Below are 13,368 nucleotides of genomic sequence, written 5' to 3' on the forward strand. Positions count from 1 at the left end.
AGGGTTAGGGTGAGGGATTACGCCTCCGGCAGTTCCGCCAGCGGCCAGCGCGGACGCACGGACACGCTCAGGTCGGACGTTGCCCCCGCATTAAGGCGCACCATCCCGGCGTAGGCGATCATCGCCCCGTTATCGGTACAGAATTCCGGACGGGCATAGAACACTTCCCCGCGACGCTTTTGCATCATCTCGGCGAGCTTCGCGCGAAGCGTGCGGTTAGCGCTCACGCCGCCCGCCATCACCAGACGCTTAAAGCCGGTCTGTTCCAGCGCGCGCTTGCACTTGATCATCAGCGTATCCACCACCGCATCTTCAAACGCGCGGGCGATATCGGCGCGGGTCTGCTCGCTGTCGTCGTTATTGCGAATAGTGTTGGCCGCGAAGGTTTTCAGCCCGGAGAAGCTGAAGTCCAGCCCCGGACGGTCGGTCATCGGACGCGGGAAGACAAAGCGCCCTTCCGTTCCCTGCGCCGCCATTTTGGACAGCATCGGGCCGCCCGGGTAATCCAGACCCAGCAGCTTGGCGGTTTTATCGAACGCTTCACCGGCGGCGTCGTCGATCGACTCGCCCAGCAGCTCGTACTTGCCAATGCCCGTTACGCTAATCAGCTGCGTATGGCCGCCGGAAACCAGCAGCGCAACAAACGGGAATTCAGGCGGATTCTCTTCCAGCATCGGCGCCAGAAGATGCCCTTCCATATGGTGAACCGGGATGGCCGGCACGTCCCACGCGAAGGCCAGCGAACGACCAACGGTTGCGCCAACCAGAAGCGCACCGACCAGGCCCGGGCCTGCGGTATAGGCCACGGCATCAATATCGGTTGAGCTCAACCCGGCCTCTTTCAGCGCCGCCTGAATCAGGGGAACCGTTTTACGCACGTGGTCACGAGAGGCCAGTTCAGGGACGACGCCGCCGTAGTCAGCGTGCAATTTCACCTGACTATACAGCTGGTTGGCCAGAAGTCCTTTTTCGTCGTCGTAAATGGCGATGCCGGTTTCATCGCAGGATGTTTCAATACCCAGTACACGCATGACTTGTTTTACCTCGTTTCAATACCGCGCAGTGTAGAGCCTGGGCGGGTTGATGTAAAACTTTGTTCGCCCCAGGAAGAAGGCTCGTGTATACTCCTCACCCTTATTAAAGTCCCTTTCAAAATCGCATCGGTGCTTTACAAAGCAGCAGCATTTGCAGTAAAATTCCGCACCATTTTGAAATAAGCTGGCGTTGATGCCAGCGGCAAACCGAATTTATTAAAGGTGAGAGTTACATGCCGGTAATTAAAGTACGTGAAAACGAGCCGTTCGACGTAGCACTGCGTCGCTTCAAACGTTCATGCGAGAAAGCAGGTGTTCTGGCTGAAGTTCGTCGTCGTGAGTTTTATGAAAAACCAACGACCGAACGTAAGCGCGCTAAAGCTTCCGCTGTGAAACGTCACGCGAAGAAACTGGCTCGCGAAAACGCACGCCGTACTCGTCTGTACTAATTGGTTGAGGGCCTCAGCCCTCAATTGACAGACAGAGTAATAGTCGTAAGGCCGTGCTTCCGGAAGGAATGCGCGGCTTGTTTTCGTTTATAAGTCGCTTAAATTTTGGGGCATATGGCCGGAAGAATCCCACGCGTTTTCATCAATGACCTGCTCGCCAGAACCGACATCGTCGATCTCATCGACGCGCGGGTAAAGCTGAAAAAGCAGGGCAAGAATTACCATGCGTGCTGTCCGTTCCATAACGAAAAAACCCCCTCCTTCACCGTAAACGGTGAAAAGCAGTTTTACCATTGCTTCGGCTGTGGTGCTCACGGTAATGCCGTTGATTTTTTAATGAACTACGACAAGCTCGAGTTCGTTGAAACCGTCGAAGAGCTGGCGGCAATGCATAACCTTGAAGTGCCGTATGAAGCAGGCAGTGGGCCAAGTCAGATCGAGCGCCATCAACGGCAAACGCTGTATCAACTGATGGATGGCCTGAATTCGTTTTACCAACAGTCTCTTAAGCACTCTGCGGCTGAGCCTGCGCGTCAGTATCTGAACAAGCGCGGACTGAGCGACGATGTCATTGCGCGTTTCGCTATTGGTTACGCCCCGCCCGGCTGGGACAACGTGTTAAAGCGTTTTGGCGGCAATAGCGAAGATCGTAAATCTCTCATCGATGCAGGCATGCTGGTCACCAACGACCAGGGACGAAGCTACGACCGCTTCCGCGAACGGGTGATGTTTCCGATCCGCGACAAGCGAGGCCGGGTAATTGGTTTTGGTGGTCGCGTGCTGGGTGATGCCCTGCCGAAATACCTTAACTCCCCGGAAACCGATATTTTCCATAAGGGCCGCCAGCTTTACGGTCTTTATGAGGCGCAGCACGATAACGCGGAACCTCCGCGTCTTCTGGTCGTCGAAGGCTATATGGACGTCGTTGCGCTGGCGCAGTACGACATTAACTACGCGGTTGCGTCGTTAGGTACGTCCACCACCGCCGATCATATTCAACTGCTGTTCAGGGTGACCAATAACGTCATCTGCTGTTACGACGGTGACCGTGCAGGACGCGACGCCGCCTGGCGTGCGCTGGAAACCGCGCTACCCTATATGACCGACGGGCGTCAGCTACGCTTTATGTTCCTGCCCGACGGTGAAGACCCGGATACGCTGGTGCGTAAAGAGGGCAAAGCGGCGTTTGAAGCGCGGATGGAGCAGGCTCAGCCGCTCTCCACGTTTTTGTTTAACAGCCTGATGCCGCAGGTTGATTTGAGTACCCCTGACGGGCGCGCGCAGCTCAGCACGCTGGCGCTGCCGTTAATCAGTCAGGTGCCCGGCGAAACGCTGCGCATCTACCTGCGTCAGGAGTTAGGCAACAAGCTCGGCATTCTTGATGACAGCCAGCTTGAACGTTTAATGCCTAAACAGGCTGAAAACGGCACGGTTCGCCCCGCGCCTCAGCTAAAACGCACAACCATGCGTATACTGATAGGGTTACTGGTCCAAAACCCCGAGCTTGCGCCGCAGGTGCCGTCGCTGGCGGGTTTGAACCACGAAAAATTGCCCGGACTTGGCTTATTTTCAGAACTGGTCAACACGTGTTTGTCACAGCCAGGTCTGACCACCGGACAACTTTTAGAGCATTATCGCGGCACAAAAGAGGCCGCTACCCTTGAAAAATTGTCGATGTGGGACGATATAGCAGATAAGGACATTGCAGAAAAAACGTTCACCGACTCACTCAACCATATGTTTGATTCGATGCTTGAGCTGCGCCAGGAAGAGTTGATAGCTCGCGAGCGCACACACGGTTTGAGCAGCGAAGAACGCCGGGAGCTCTGGATGATTAACCAGGAACTGGCGAAGAAATAAGTCAAAAACAAAAGTATTTAACGGCTTAAGTGCCGAATATCGATCGGGAAGCCCCCGGCAGCCGCACTGAGAGGCAGCGGCAAAAATATAAGTACGCCCTCGCTTTAAAGGTTGGCAGCCCCATCGCCGACACCAATCAAACGAATTAAGTGTGGATACCGTCTTATGGAGCAAAACCCGCAGTCACAGCTGAAACTTCTTGTCCAACGTGGTAAGGAGCAAGGCTATCTGACCTATGCCGAGGTCAATGACCATCTGCCGGAAGATATCGTCGATTCAGATCAAATCGAAGACATCATCCAAATGATCAATGACATGGGCATTCAGGTGATGGAAGAAGCACCGGATGCCGATGATCTGTTGCTGGCTGAAACCTCCAACAACACTGACGAAGATGCGGAAGAAGCTGCTGCACAGGTACTGTCCAGCGTGGAATCTGAAATCGGGCGTACCACCGACCCGGTCCGCATGTACATGCGTGAAATGGGTACCGTTGAACTGTTGACCCGCGAAGGCGAAATTGACATCGCAAAACGCATCGAAGACGGGATCAACCAGGTTCAGTGCTCTGTCGCCGAGTACCCGGAAGCGATCACCTATCTGCTGGAGCAGTACGATCGCGTTGAAGCGGAAGAAGCGCGCCTGTCTGACCTGATCACCGGTTTTGTCGACCCGAACGCTGAAGAAGATATGGCGCCTACCGCCACTCACGTCGGCTCTGAACTGTCTCAGGAAGAGATGGATGATGACGAAGACGAAGATGAGGAAGAGAGCGACGACGACACCGCGGACGATGACAACAGCATCGACCCGGAGCTGGCGCGTGAGAAGTTTGCCGAGCTGCGTACCCAGTACGAAGTGACGCGTGACACCATCAAAGCGAAAGGCCGCAGCCACGCTGCCGCTCAGGAAGAGATCCTGAAGCTGTCTGAAGTATTCAAACAGTTCCGCCTGGTGCCAAAACAGTTCGACTACCTGGTAAACAGCATGCGCGTGATGATGGATCGCGTGCGTACCCAGGAACGCATCATCATGAAGCTGTGCGTTGAGCAGTGCAAAATGCCGAAGAAGAACTTCATCACCCTCTTCACCGGTAACGAAACCAGCGAAACCTGGTTCAACGCGGCTATCGCGATGAACAAGCCGTGGTCTGAAAAACTGCACGACGTGAAGGACGATGTGCATCGCGGCCTGCAGAAACTGCATCAGATTGAAGAAGAGACCGGCCTGACCATCGAGCAGGTTAAAGACATCAACCGTCGTATGTCCATCGGTGAAGCGAAAGCGCGCCGTGCGAAGAAAGAGATGGTTGAAGCGAACTTGCGTCTGGTTATCTCTATCGCCAAGAAATACACCAACCGTGGCCTGCAGTTCCTGGATCTGATTCAGGAAGGCAACATCGGTCTGATGAAAGCGGTAGATAAGTTTGAATACCGTCGTGGTTACAAGTTCTCCACCTATGCAACCTGGTGGATCCGTCAGGCGATCACCCGCTCTATCGCGGATCAGGCGCGCACCATCCGTATTCCGGTGCATATGATTGAGACCATCAACAAGCTCAACCGTATTTCCCGCCAGATGCTGCAGGAGATGGGCCGCGAGCCGACGCCGGAAGAGCTGGCCGAGCGCATGCTGATGCCGGAAGACAAGATCCGTAAAGTGCTGAAGATCGCCAAAGAGCCAATCTCCATGGAAACACCAATCGGTGATGATGAAGATTCACATCTGGGTGATTTCATCGAGGATACCACCCTCGAGCTGCCGCTGGACTCTGCCACCACCGAGAGCCTGCGTGCCGCGACACACGACGTTCTGGCTGGCCTGACCGCTCGTGAAGCGAAGGTCCTGCGTATGCGTTTCGGTATCGATATGAACACCGACCACACGCTGGAAGAAGTGGGTAAACAGTTCGACGTTACCCGCGAACGTATCCGTCAGATCGAAGCGAAGGCGCTGCGTAAGCTGCGTCATCCAAGCCGCTCTGAAGTGCTGCGTAGCTTCCTGGACGACTAATCCGTCCTGACAGTAAAAAAGCTCCCTTCGGGGAGCTTTTTTTTTGTTTATTCCCTCTCCCTGTGGAAGAAAGTCAGGGGTGAGAGCATCAGGCAGCAGAGGATTAAAGCCCTCGCACCATCAGCGCCTCATCAAGCTCCCTGTAGGCCTCCACCAGCTTATCCAGCGTCGCCCTGTTGAGCCCGCTCGGGTTCGGCAGCACCCAGACCTGCGTCACACCGATAGTAATGTTCTGCTTACCCCACTTAGCCCCACGCTGGCTGAAAGCCTGCTCGTAGGCCTGCTTACCGAGGATCGCCAGCGCGGCCGGCTGGTAGTCTTCTATTTTCTTCACCAGCTCCCGCCCGCCGCTTCGCAGCTCATGGAGGTTGACCTCACTTGCCTGTACAGTCGGGCGTTCGACCAGCATGGTAATTCCGCAGCGCGTGTCCAGCAGGTGCTGCTCCTCTTCGGGCTTGAGTAGCCTGTCGGTAAACCCGGCCTGGTAAATCACCTTCCAGAAGCGATTCCCCGGATGGGCGAAGTGAAAACCGGTGTGCGCCGAGGACTTGCCCGGGTTAATTCCGCAGAATACCACCCGCAGGCCAGGGGCCAGAATATCGTTGATCATCTTTACTCCCGCTGATACATCGTTATGGAAGTATAAAGGATTGATTATGCGTTGTTTATAAAAACAGCAGGCAGGTGCGAATGGCTGGATTGCTGCGGGGAGTTACTTTATAATTCACCGCCACGGCCCCTTAGCTCAGTGGTTAGAGCAGGCGACTCATAATCGCTTGGTCGCTGGTTCAAGTCCAGCAGGGGCCACCAAATTTTAGTTTTAGAATCATATGATTAAGCCACTCGACTGAGTGGCTTTTTTATTGGTTTTTTTGAGCAGCTAACCGTGGTTCAGCGAAGCCGTTCGGACACGCTCAGAGGCGCCCGGGGTTGCGATCAGGCGCTCCACGGACTCCATCGTCACGAACGTACAGCTGCAGTCCACATTGGTGCACTGGTGATAGCGCTCTTTGGTATTTTCACTTAGATAGCGACTGGTACGCGCATGCGCAGAGTGCTTGCACTTAGGACAATGAAACATGTACCCCTCCACTTAATTCACATTTTGTGAATTAATAATACCCAAAATAAAACCAATAGCAACTACATTACTCACTATCAACAGTAAATTTTTCGTCGCTGACGTTCAGCTCAAGCTTAAGCTGCGTGGTAAATCCGCTATCGTTGAGGGTATGCACCACCTCGCTGATGATCCACGCCTGCTCGTCAATGACGCGTTTAAAACCGTTTACTAATACCGGCGTTTCGGGGTACAGATCGGCTCGCCCCAGCGCCAGCTGGATAGAAAAATTCACGGTACCCCGCTGCAGCGCGCGCCACTTCGCCTCTGCGGCCCTGAGAGCCTGCTCTTCAGAGGCATAAACCGTGGTGAGCTCAAATACGTTTTCCGCCGATCCCACCAGCCTCTCTTGCGGTTTCTGCTCCTTGCCTTCTGTTCGCGCTACCGGTGCGGCGGCATTCGGGTGCTGCAGTGCTTCTGTCGCCTGCCCTCCAGGTTGACGAGAGATACTCAATTGAGGATTTTGCTGTTTGGGGTCGCGCGTTTGCAGCCATTTGGCCGTTACGCCGGAATAATTTTCACGGTCAGCTATGGAAAAAAGGTGCTTATCTCCATCCCCACGTTCAATCATCATTAAGGAAAGCGGAGTGCCGCTGGCCGTCACGGCCTGGCCCGCTTTCATAAAGATAATCTTCCCGGCTTTGATTGAAACAAATGCTCCATTACGTTCAGCAAGGCGGGAGAGGAACGCCGCGTCTGTCTCCTGAGACTGGTCAATATGAGAGATGGCGATGGATGCAAGCCCCGACGCGACGCTGGCGGTCAACTGGTTACGCTGAGCGATGGTATCGACTATCGCGCCAATCGTCGTGTCATGCCACGACTGTTCGCGCCGCACGTTTAGCTTTCCACGAAAATCTGCGCTGAATCCCCGGATGGTCAGCGTGTCCGGCGCGCCCCGGAAATGAATCGCATCAATCGTAAAGTCCCCTTTCTCCTCGAGCGGGGTTCCCTCCCATCCCAGCCATAAGGACAGCCTTGCCCCCCGGGCAGGCAAGTCCAGCAGCCCGTCGGAATCATCCAGCACAATATCCAGCTGATCGGCTTCCAGCCCCCGTTTGTCGGTCATGGTCAGGCTGATAAGACGATGGCTGAAATTTTGCGTGATATCACGATCGTCAAGCTTAAGCATAAAATCAGGGGCGATTTTTCCACCCGCCCGGATATTCATTTCGGCGATCATCCCACCAGCCCTCCAATGCTATTCCGTGCGCTTTCCACCAGCTCTGAGGTCTGCGTTCGCAGGTCGCCAAACGTCGTCATCAGCGATTCGTCCACGCGTTTTAGCGACAGGGTAAACTCAATTTTTCGGGCGGTACCGTCACTGTAAAAATCCGAATGCGTGTGGGTGACTTTCTCAATGACAAACATGCCGTGAATGATGCCGGTACCGTCTATCAACGGCCATGCCCGCCCCTCATTTGCCATCAGCTCAACCGCCTTGAGCGAAAGCCGCCCTCCCGTGAGTTCCGGGTAAAGTAAGCCAGAGAGGCTAAAGGATGTCTCACCTTCGCCAAGGTACTGCCAGGCTTTGGGTTTCCCGATGCGAGCGCTGGATGCCCAGCGGTAGTCTTTTGTGAATATCATTGACTGATACGGTAAGGTTCGTCGTTCAAAGACAAACAGACCCAGCACCATTAACATTTTCTCTCTCCTCAACTATACATAAAGCTGGATTGCTGCCGTCTCGCTTTATCCTGTTCAATATTATCTATCGTCTCCCGGATTTGACGCGTCAGATCCGTTCCGGAGGCCGTGCCCCCCTGAAGCGTGATGTTATATTCGCTTTTACTCTGATCGACGTAAGAGCGTCCTCCAGTAGCGATGGTCGGCTGATACCCCAGGCTGCCGCCAGAGATCCCCGCGCCCGGAATATAAGCGCTGCCCGCCGGTGAGGATGCCGCTTCTGCTTTTGCCGCAGCGGCGTCGAGATCGCCCGACTCGTTTTTGATAATACCGAGCTTCTCCAGCAGCCAGCTGGCCTTGCCGCTCAGGCTATTAAAGAGATCAAGCGGGGCCATTAACGCATCGCCCAGCGCCTGACCAAAAATCACGCCAGCGTTTTTACAGCCATCCAGCGTTTCCTGCGTCGCCTTGATCGGCGTAATCAAGTCGGTGAACCATTGCCAGATACCGCCCAGCTTCTCCGAGATAGCGTCAAATACCGCCATCACCGGTGAGAACAGCGCACCCAGCGGTGCGAAAGCCGTCGAAAGCCCTTCCATCACCCCACCAAAGAAGGCGCTGATGGGCTCCCAGTATTTAAAAATCAGTAAGGCACCGGCAGCAATCGCCGCGCCAAGGGCAATCACCGGCCAGCTAAGGGCACCCAGCACCGTCATGATGGCGCCGCCCACCACGCTGAATACCGTTCCCAACATCCCGGCCGCGGTAATAACCATATTGAAGCCCGTCAGAACCGGGCCGATAACCGTGCCTACGCCGCCCAGTACACCAGCAAACGCCTGCGCGCCGACAACGATGCTGGCGAGGGTCTGCGTCAGCTCAGGGTTGGCATTCACCCAAAGGGAGGCCGTGCCAAGCCAGCCGGTTGCGGTTGTTATCAGGTTGCGCAGAGCGCCATCCGCTTTATCAAATACATCAATCTTCAACCCGTTCCACACGGCCTGGAATCGGTTGATATCACCGTCAAGATTATCGGTCTGCACGGAAGCCGCGAGCGCGGTACTGCCCTTTGCCCCCTGCAACTGCTGGAGTTTTTCATCAAGCGATCCATCACCCGCAGCGGAAGCCAGCGCCCCCGCGGCTTTTATGGCATCCGGAGTCTGTACGTGGCGCAACATCGCGCTGAGCGCGTCCCCCGCGGCAGCGCCTTTCATTCCTTTTTCTGCCAGAACGCCAAGCAGCGCGGTGGTCTCTTCAAGCCCCATACCGGCGGCACCCGCAGCGGGCGCAGCGGAGGTGACGGCCGCCACCATCTCAGCGAGGCTGGTATTCGAAGAGGTAAAACCGCGCGTAAGCACATCTGCGATGCGTCCCGCATCCATATCGCCCAGGCTATACGCGGCCTGCGTGCTGGCGATCATATCGGCGGCTTTAGCCGCGTCGACACTCCCCGCCAGGCTGAGGTTGACCGTTGGCGCGGTGGCCGCAAGCAGCCCATCGGCGTCATAGCCTGAACGAGTCAGTTCGGTTTGTGCCCGGAGGACCGTATCTGCAGGTACTCCGGTCCTGGCACTGACCTCCCGCGCCTGCTGGCGAATCGCCTCAAGCCGGAAATCCCCCTTCGCCAGGCCAAGGTTTGCCTGGATGGCCGACATCTGTTTTTCAAAGCTGATGCCAGGCGCCATAAACCGGGACGTCTGGTCAAAGCCCGCTTTTGCGATGCCCACGCCCGTATTCGCAAGCTGACGCACCCGCGCGGTAACGCGTTTGCCTGACTCGTACCGATTCTGAACGGTACTCAGCCGCTCCTGCTGCTGATTGACGCGGGCCAGCGCATCCCGCTGTCGGTTAAGCTGCTGCGTTTTTTCGCTGATGTGAGTTCGTAAACGACGTTCATCCGACGAGAGCGTGCGCGTATTCACTCCCGCCTGAGCGAGTTCAGTGCGCTGGCGCTGTACCGAGTAGCGTAAGCTGTTGTACTCAAGCTTAAGGTCGGCCGCCGATTTTCGGGCTGCAGTCAGCGCATCAGCCTGTGCCTGGGTGGGGTTTTGCGTGTTTTTAAACTGCACCGCCAGCGCCGCGGCCTGCTGTTTCGCCTGAGCAAGCGACTGCTCCGTCGTGGCGAGCCGGGCATTTGCTTTTCTGAAGCCGTTAATGCGCCCCGCCTGCTCATCGAGCGCCCCCAGCGCCGTCTGCGCATCGCTGATATCGCTCGCGAGAGTGAGGCTGGCGTTCTGGAGAGCGTTAAGCGGTCGGGTTGCCCGGTCGACTGCCTTAAGCAGCTCCTGAAGACTGACATTATTACTCATGGTGGTTTCCGCTTCGCTGTAGCGCTTTTTCGCGCCATAAGAGGAGTTCGGTCACGCTCAGGGAGTACAGTTCTGACGGCGGCCAGTGAAAGATCACCGCGATATCCGCCATCAGATCGTCGACCGATAGATTTTCGGGAAATTTCAGCGAGCCGAAGCCGGTGACAAAAAACCGATCACCTTACCTGCAAAAGAGAGCAGATCGCAGGCATCCAGGCGCGCAACCTCATGCTCGGTCAGCGCCGGCGAGGTCATTCGCGGCAGCACCTTAATCAGCGCATCCACGTCAGATTGCGCCAGCGACGCCAGCGATACGCCGCGCAGGGTCCCCGCATTGGGTTTTGCGACGGTCACCTTTTCGATTTTTTGCTCGCCGCGCTGAACGGGGCTATCAAGCGTGACGATATGTGGGTTTTCACTTTCGTTCATGGCGGTCTCGTTGATATGTTCCATTTCGTTACTCTTCAGAAAGTTAACTCACCGGCCGGTAATCCCGGCCGGTTAAAGGGTTACAGGCCGATGGCCTTACGGTGTTCTGCCAGGCGATCGACGCCGTCGACTTTGAGCACCATGTTGATGATGTCGATTTCGATGATCTCTTTGCCATCAATGGTCAGCTGGTAATAAGCGCATTCGGTGGACATCTTGGTGGTGCCGCTCTCGCCCTGCTTGTTTTCACCGCCATCAAACTCTTTATGACGGCCGCGCATAACGATTTCGACGGCGGAGATTTCGCCGGTGTCATCGCGCTGATAAGAGCCGGTAAAGCGCAGAGGCACGCTGTCCGCGCCCGGAGAGGCGTACTGCGCCCACAGCGCGGCGTCCGGCAGACCGCCAACGGTCCACTCCAGCGCCAGAGCATCATCGTCCAGGCCGAGATCCACAGAGACCGAGCCCGGCATACCGCCGCCGCGATACTTCTCCAGCTTGCGGGTAAGCTTCGGTAAGGTCACAGACTCAACAACGCCCATATAGCTCAGGCCATCGTTGAACATATTCAGATACTTAAGTTTGCGTGGTAACGCCATACATCGGCTCCTTAGCTGTTAACCGAATCTGACAGGTCTGCCAGATAGGTATCGGTGATGCGCTGGCGCAGGGTCAGATTTTCCAGCGGCGGGACAGGGGTGTAGTCGTAATCGATATACAGTTTCCCCGCTTTCAGGGTGGTTGCATCATTCGACTCAGGGTCATACCAGCAGGAGCCGTCGACGATATAGTCGTTTGTTTTCAGCTCGCGGAACTTGGCATTAATACCGGAAACGATGTCGCGGATAAGCGTTGGCGTGATAGGTTTATCCATCGCCCACGCATGCGCTTCCGCCATGGTATCGGCCAGCACCTGCGCGGTACGGGTGTAGTTTTCAAAGACGAATAACGGATCGTCAGAGCAGGTACGGTTACCCCAGAATTTGAAGCCGTCGTTGCGAATCAGCGTGGTGACGCCCGCCTGGTTAAGCAGGTTCGCATCGGTAGCCTGCTCTTGCAGATCCCAGGACACTGAGGCGCTTACGCCCGTGACGCCGTTGACACCAACGTTTGACAGGGTTTTATGCCAGCCGATTGTCTGGTCGATTTTGGCGCGCAGGCCAAGCGCGCGGGCGGTCGCCCAGGCCGTCGTCGTTGCGTTCGTGGTGGTATCCCATGCCAGAAAATCAGGATGGATAACCATCAGCTCGCGCTGGCTGAAGTTTTTGCGGTAGTCGATCGCCTCAGAAATGGTTTTACATCCCCATGCGCTGACATAGCCGAACGCGCGCAGGCTCTGGCACATCGCGGCCAGTGCGGTCGCCACTTCCTGAGAATCCAGCCCCGGGACGCCGAGAATACGTGGCTTAACGCCGGTCACTGTTTTCGCGGTCAGAAGCGCCTTCAGACCGGTATATTTACCGTTTTCATCAGTGGTACCGATGATGTTGGAAATGGTCTGCTTGCGCGCCTCTTCCGGGGTTTCTGCGGTGCCTTCAGCCACACGAACAACAACGACAACCGGTTTACACTGGTCGGCGATCGCCTGCAGAGAAGCGGACAGCGTCCCCGCCTTGCCGGCTTTCGCAATCGCATTTTGCACGTTGGTAATGAGCACTGGCTCGTTTAAAGGAAATGTCTTGTCGTCAGCATCGCTGGCCGTACAGACCATACCGATGATTGCCGTCGAGACGGTGGAAATGGTGCGGGTGCCATCGTTGATTTCGATAACTTCCACGCCGTGGTGAAAATCACTCATCCGTTTAACTCCTTGGTTGGTTGGTGAGTGATATTGTCGCGGTTGGAGTTGTTATGGGCTAACTGTCACCGTCCAGCGGTGACTGGCACAACGATTGTCCGACTATCGTGGCGGGGAATTTTTTATAAAGCGTGGAAACACCCACATCAAAAATTAACGCAACGCGCTGCCGGGATTCTCCGGCAGCAATCAGCCTGCCAGCCTGAGCCCATTCCTCCTGCGTCAATTTAGGGCGTCTGCCACCAATTCGTCCCTGTTCTCGCGCTGCGGCCAGCCCGGCGCACGTCCTCTCGACAATGAGTTCGCGCTCCATTTCAGCAAGCGCCCCCATGATATGGAAGAAGAAACGACCCATTGGCGTTGAGGTATCAATGCTATCAGTCAAACTGCGGAAATTAATGCTTCGCTGGCGTAGTTCCTCGGTCATTGAAACAAGGTGGCGCATACTGCGCCCGAGCCGATCGAGTTTCCATACAACGAGAGTATCGCCCGCATTCAGCTGTCTGAGGGCACGATTGAGCCCTGGTCTGTTTGTCGATTTACCGCTGATTTTATCTTCAAAAATGAGCTCACATCCTGAACGCTGCAGCGCGTCACGCTGTAAGGCGGTGTTTTGTTCATTTGTTGACACGCGTATGTATCCAATAAGCATGGTCTTTCTCTCCGTCAAAACCGGAAATCATGCCATTTAATGGATAAACACGCATTTTCGAAAACCTTGGTTTGGGAG

Annotated in this window: 14 protein-coding genes and 1 tRNA gene; 4 read left to right on the forward strand and 11 right to left on the reverse strand. The window is 55.6% G+C overall.

Annotated features, from left to right (window positions below; genetic code table 11):
* Positions 1 to 17: 17 nt before the first annotated feature.
* Entirely contained in the window at positions 18 to 1,031 is a 1,014-nt protein-coding gene (tsaD, locus tag LRM19_RS18080) for a tRNA (adenosine(37)-N6)-threonylcarbamoyltransferase complex transferase subunit TsaD (protein ID WP_045408885.1), read from the reverse strand.
* A 236-nt stretch (positions 1,032 to 1,267) separates the two neighbouring features.
* Between tsaD and rpsU the strand changes: the two genes are divergently transcribed.
* The 3 genes from rpsU to rpoD all read left to right on the forward strand — a co-directional run bounded on the left by rpsU (position 1,268) and on the right by rpoD (position 5,356).
* Positions 1,268 to 1,483 carry a 30S ribosomal protein S21 gene (gene rpsU / locus LRM19_RS18085; protein WP_001144069.1) on the forward strand — a complete coding sequence of 72 codons (216 nt, stop codon included), beginning with the start codon at positions 1,268 to 1,270 and terminating at the stop codon, positions 1,481 to 1,483.
* Between the two features lie 114 nt (positions 1,484 to 1,597).
* The gene (dnaG, locus tag LRM19_RS18090; RefSeq protein ID WP_271369574.1) at positions 1,598 to 3,343 is read left to right on the forward strand and encodes a DNA primase; all 1,746 of its coding nucleotides are present in this window, start codon (positions 1,598 to 1,600) and stop codon (positions 3,341 to 3,343) included.
* Positions 3,344 to 3,508: 165 nt separating this feature from the next.
* Positions 3,509 to 5,356, forward strand: coding sequence for an RNA polymerase sigma factor RpoD (rpoD, locus tag LRM19_RS18095; RefSeq protein ID WP_023309228.1), 1,848 nt, complete (start codon positions 3,509 to 3,511; stop codon positions 5,354 to 5,356).
* 103 nt (positions 5,357 to 5,459) lie between these two features.
* On the opposite strand, the gene mug is transcribed toward rpoD, so the two are convergent.
* Entirely contained in the window at positions 5,460 to 5,966 is a 507-nt protein-coding gene (mug, locus tag LRM19_RS18100) for a G/U mismatch-specific DNA glycosylase (protein ID WP_006812011.1), read from the reverse strand.
* A gap of 124 nt (positions 5,967 to 6,090) precedes the next feature.
* On the opposite strand from mug, the gene LRM19_RS18105 reads away from it, so the two are divergent.
* Positions 6,091 to 6,166 (forward strand) — tRNA-Ile (locus LRM19_RS18105).
* A 70-nt stretch (positions 6,167 to 6,236) separates the two neighbouring features.
* Here the strand turns inward: LRM19_RS18105 and LRM19_RS18110 are convergent.
* The 9 genes from LRM19_RS18110 to LRM19_RS18150 form a co-directional block, all read right to left on the reverse strand.
* Positions 6,237 to 6,437: an ogr/Delta-like zinc finger family protein gene (locus tag LRM19_RS18110; RefSeq protein ID WP_029741756.1), complete on the reverse strand. Its 201-nt coding sequence runs from the start codon at positions 6,435 to 6,437 to the stop codon at positions 6,237 to 6,239.
* A 67-nt stretch (positions 6,438 to 6,504) separates the two neighbouring features.
* Positions 6,505 to 7,659, reverse strand: coding sequence for a phage late control D family protein (locus LRM19_RS18115; protein ID WP_271369575.1), 1,155 nt, complete (start codon positions 7,657 to 7,659; stop codon positions 6,505 to 6,507).
* Entirely contained in the window at positions 7,656 to 8,120 is a 465-nt protein-coding gene (locus LRM19_RS18120; RefSeq protein WP_126303110.1) for a phage tail protein, read from the reverse strand. Before LRM19_RS18120 ends, LRM19_RS18115 begins: the two co-directional genes overlap by 4 nt.
* An 11-nt stretch (positions 8,121 to 8,131) precedes the next feature.
* Positions 8,132 to 10,411 carry a phage tail tape measure protein gene (locus tag LRM19_RS18125; protein WP_271369576.1) on the reverse strand — a complete coding sequence of 760 codons (2,280 nt, stop codon included), beginning with the start codon at positions 10,409 to 10,411 and terminating at the stop codon, positions 8,132 to 8,134.
* Positions 10,404 to 10,523, reverse strand: a complete 120-nt coding sequence (locus tag LRM19_RS18130) for a GpE family phage tail protein (RefSeq protein ID WP_023616176.1) — start codon at positions 10,521 to 10,523, stop codon at positions 10,404 to 10,406. The genes LRM19_RS18125 and LRM19_RS18130 overlap by 8 nt, the downstream gene beginning before the upstream one ends.
* A 32-nt stretch (positions 10,524 to 10,555) precedes the next feature.
* Positions 10,556 to 10,864 carry a phage tail assembly protein gene (locus LRM19_RS18135; protein ID WP_033146681.1) on the reverse strand — a complete coding sequence of 103 codons (309 nt, stop codon included), beginning with the start codon at positions 10,862 to 10,864 and terminating at the stop codon, positions 10,556 to 10,558.
* A 56-nt stretch (positions 10,865 to 10,920) separates the two neighbouring features.
* Positions 10,921 to 11,439: a phage major tail tube protein gene (locus LRM19_RS18140; protein WP_023309235.1), complete on the reverse strand. Its 519-nt coding sequence runs from the start codon at positions 11,437 to 11,439 to the stop codon at positions 10,921 to 10,923.
* Between the two features lie 11 nt (positions 11,440 to 11,450).
* Positions 11,451 to 12,638, reverse strand: a complete 1,188-nt coding sequence (locus LRM19_RS18145; RefSeq protein WP_271369577.1) for a phage tail sheath protein — start codon at positions 12,636 to 12,638, stop codon at positions 11,451 to 11,453.
* 58 nt (positions 12,639 to 12,696) lie between these two features.
* A complete protein-coding gene (locus LRM19_RS18150) occupies positions 12,697 to 13,290 on the reverse strand; it encodes a recombinase family protein (protein WP_271369578.1) in 594 nt (197 codons plus the stop codon).
* Between the last annotated feature and the right edge of the window lie 78 nt (positions 13,291 to 13,368).

It is taken from the genome of Enterobacter sp. PI-10, from assembly GCF_027947695.1.
In the GTDB taxonomy this organism is placed as follows: Bacteria; Pseudomonadota; Gammaproteobacteria; order Enterobacterales; family Enterobacteriaceae; genus Enterobacter; species Enterobacter vonholyi.

Excerpts from the sequence above, each read along its gene's own strand:
- rpsU (WP_001144069.1), top strand. The coding sequence starts at position 1,268 with ATGCCGGTAATTAAAGTACGTGAAAACGAGCCGTTCGACGTAGCACTG.
- LRM19_RS18135 (WP_033146681.1), bottom strand. The coding sequence starts at position 10,864 with ATGGAACATATCAACGAGACCGCCATGAACGAAAGTGAAAACCCACAT.
- mug (WP_006812011.1), bottom strand. The coding sequence starts at position 5,966 with ATGATCAACGATATTCTGGCCCCTGGCCTGCGGGTGGTATTCTGCGGA.
- rpoD (WP_023309228.1), top strand. The coding sequence starts at position 3,509 with ATGGAGCAAAACCCGCAGTCACAGCTGAAACTTCTTGTCCAACGTGGT.
- LRM19_RS18115 (WP_271369575.1), bottom strand. The coding sequence starts at position 7,659 with ATGATCGCCGAAATGAATATCCGGGCGGGTGGAAAAATCGCCCCTGAT.
- LRM19_RS18110 (WP_029741756.1), bottom strand. The coding sequence starts at position 6,437 with ATGTTTCATTGTCCTAAGTGCAAGCACTCTGCGCATGCGCGTACCAGT.
- LRM19_RS18120 (WP_126303110.1), bottom strand. The coding sequence starts at position 8,120 with ATGTTAATGGTGCTGGGTCTGTTTGTCTTTGAACGACGAACCTTACCG.
- LRM19_RS18125 (WP_271369576.1), bottom strand. The coding sequence starts at position 10,411 with ATGAGTAATAATGTCAGTCTTCAGGAGCTGCTTAAGGCAGTCGACCGG.
- tsaD (WP_045408885.1), bottom strand. The coding sequence starts at position 1,031 with ATGCGTGTACTGGGTATTGAAACATCCTGCGATGAAACCGGCATCGCC.
- LRM19_RS18145 (WP_271369577.1), bottom strand. The coding sequence starts at position 12,638 with ATGAGTGATTTTCACCACGGCGTGGAAGTTATCGAAATCAACGATGGC.
- dnaG (WP_271369574.1), top strand. The coding sequence starts at position 1,598 with ATGGCCGGAAGAATCCCACGCGTTTTCATCAATGACCTGCTCGCCAGA.
- LRM19_RS18150 (WP_271369578.1), bottom strand. The coding sequence starts at position 13,290 with ATGCTTATTGGATACATACGCGTGTCAACAAATGAACAAAACACCGCC.
- LRM19_RS18140 (WP_023309235.1), bottom strand. The coding sequence starts at position 11,439 with ATGGCGTTACCACGCAAACTTAAGTATCTGAATATGTTCAACGATGGC.
- LRM19_RS18130 (WP_023616176.1), bottom strand. The coding sequence starts at position 10,523 with ATGGCGGATATCGCGGTGATCTTTCACTGGCCGCCGTCAGAACTGTAC.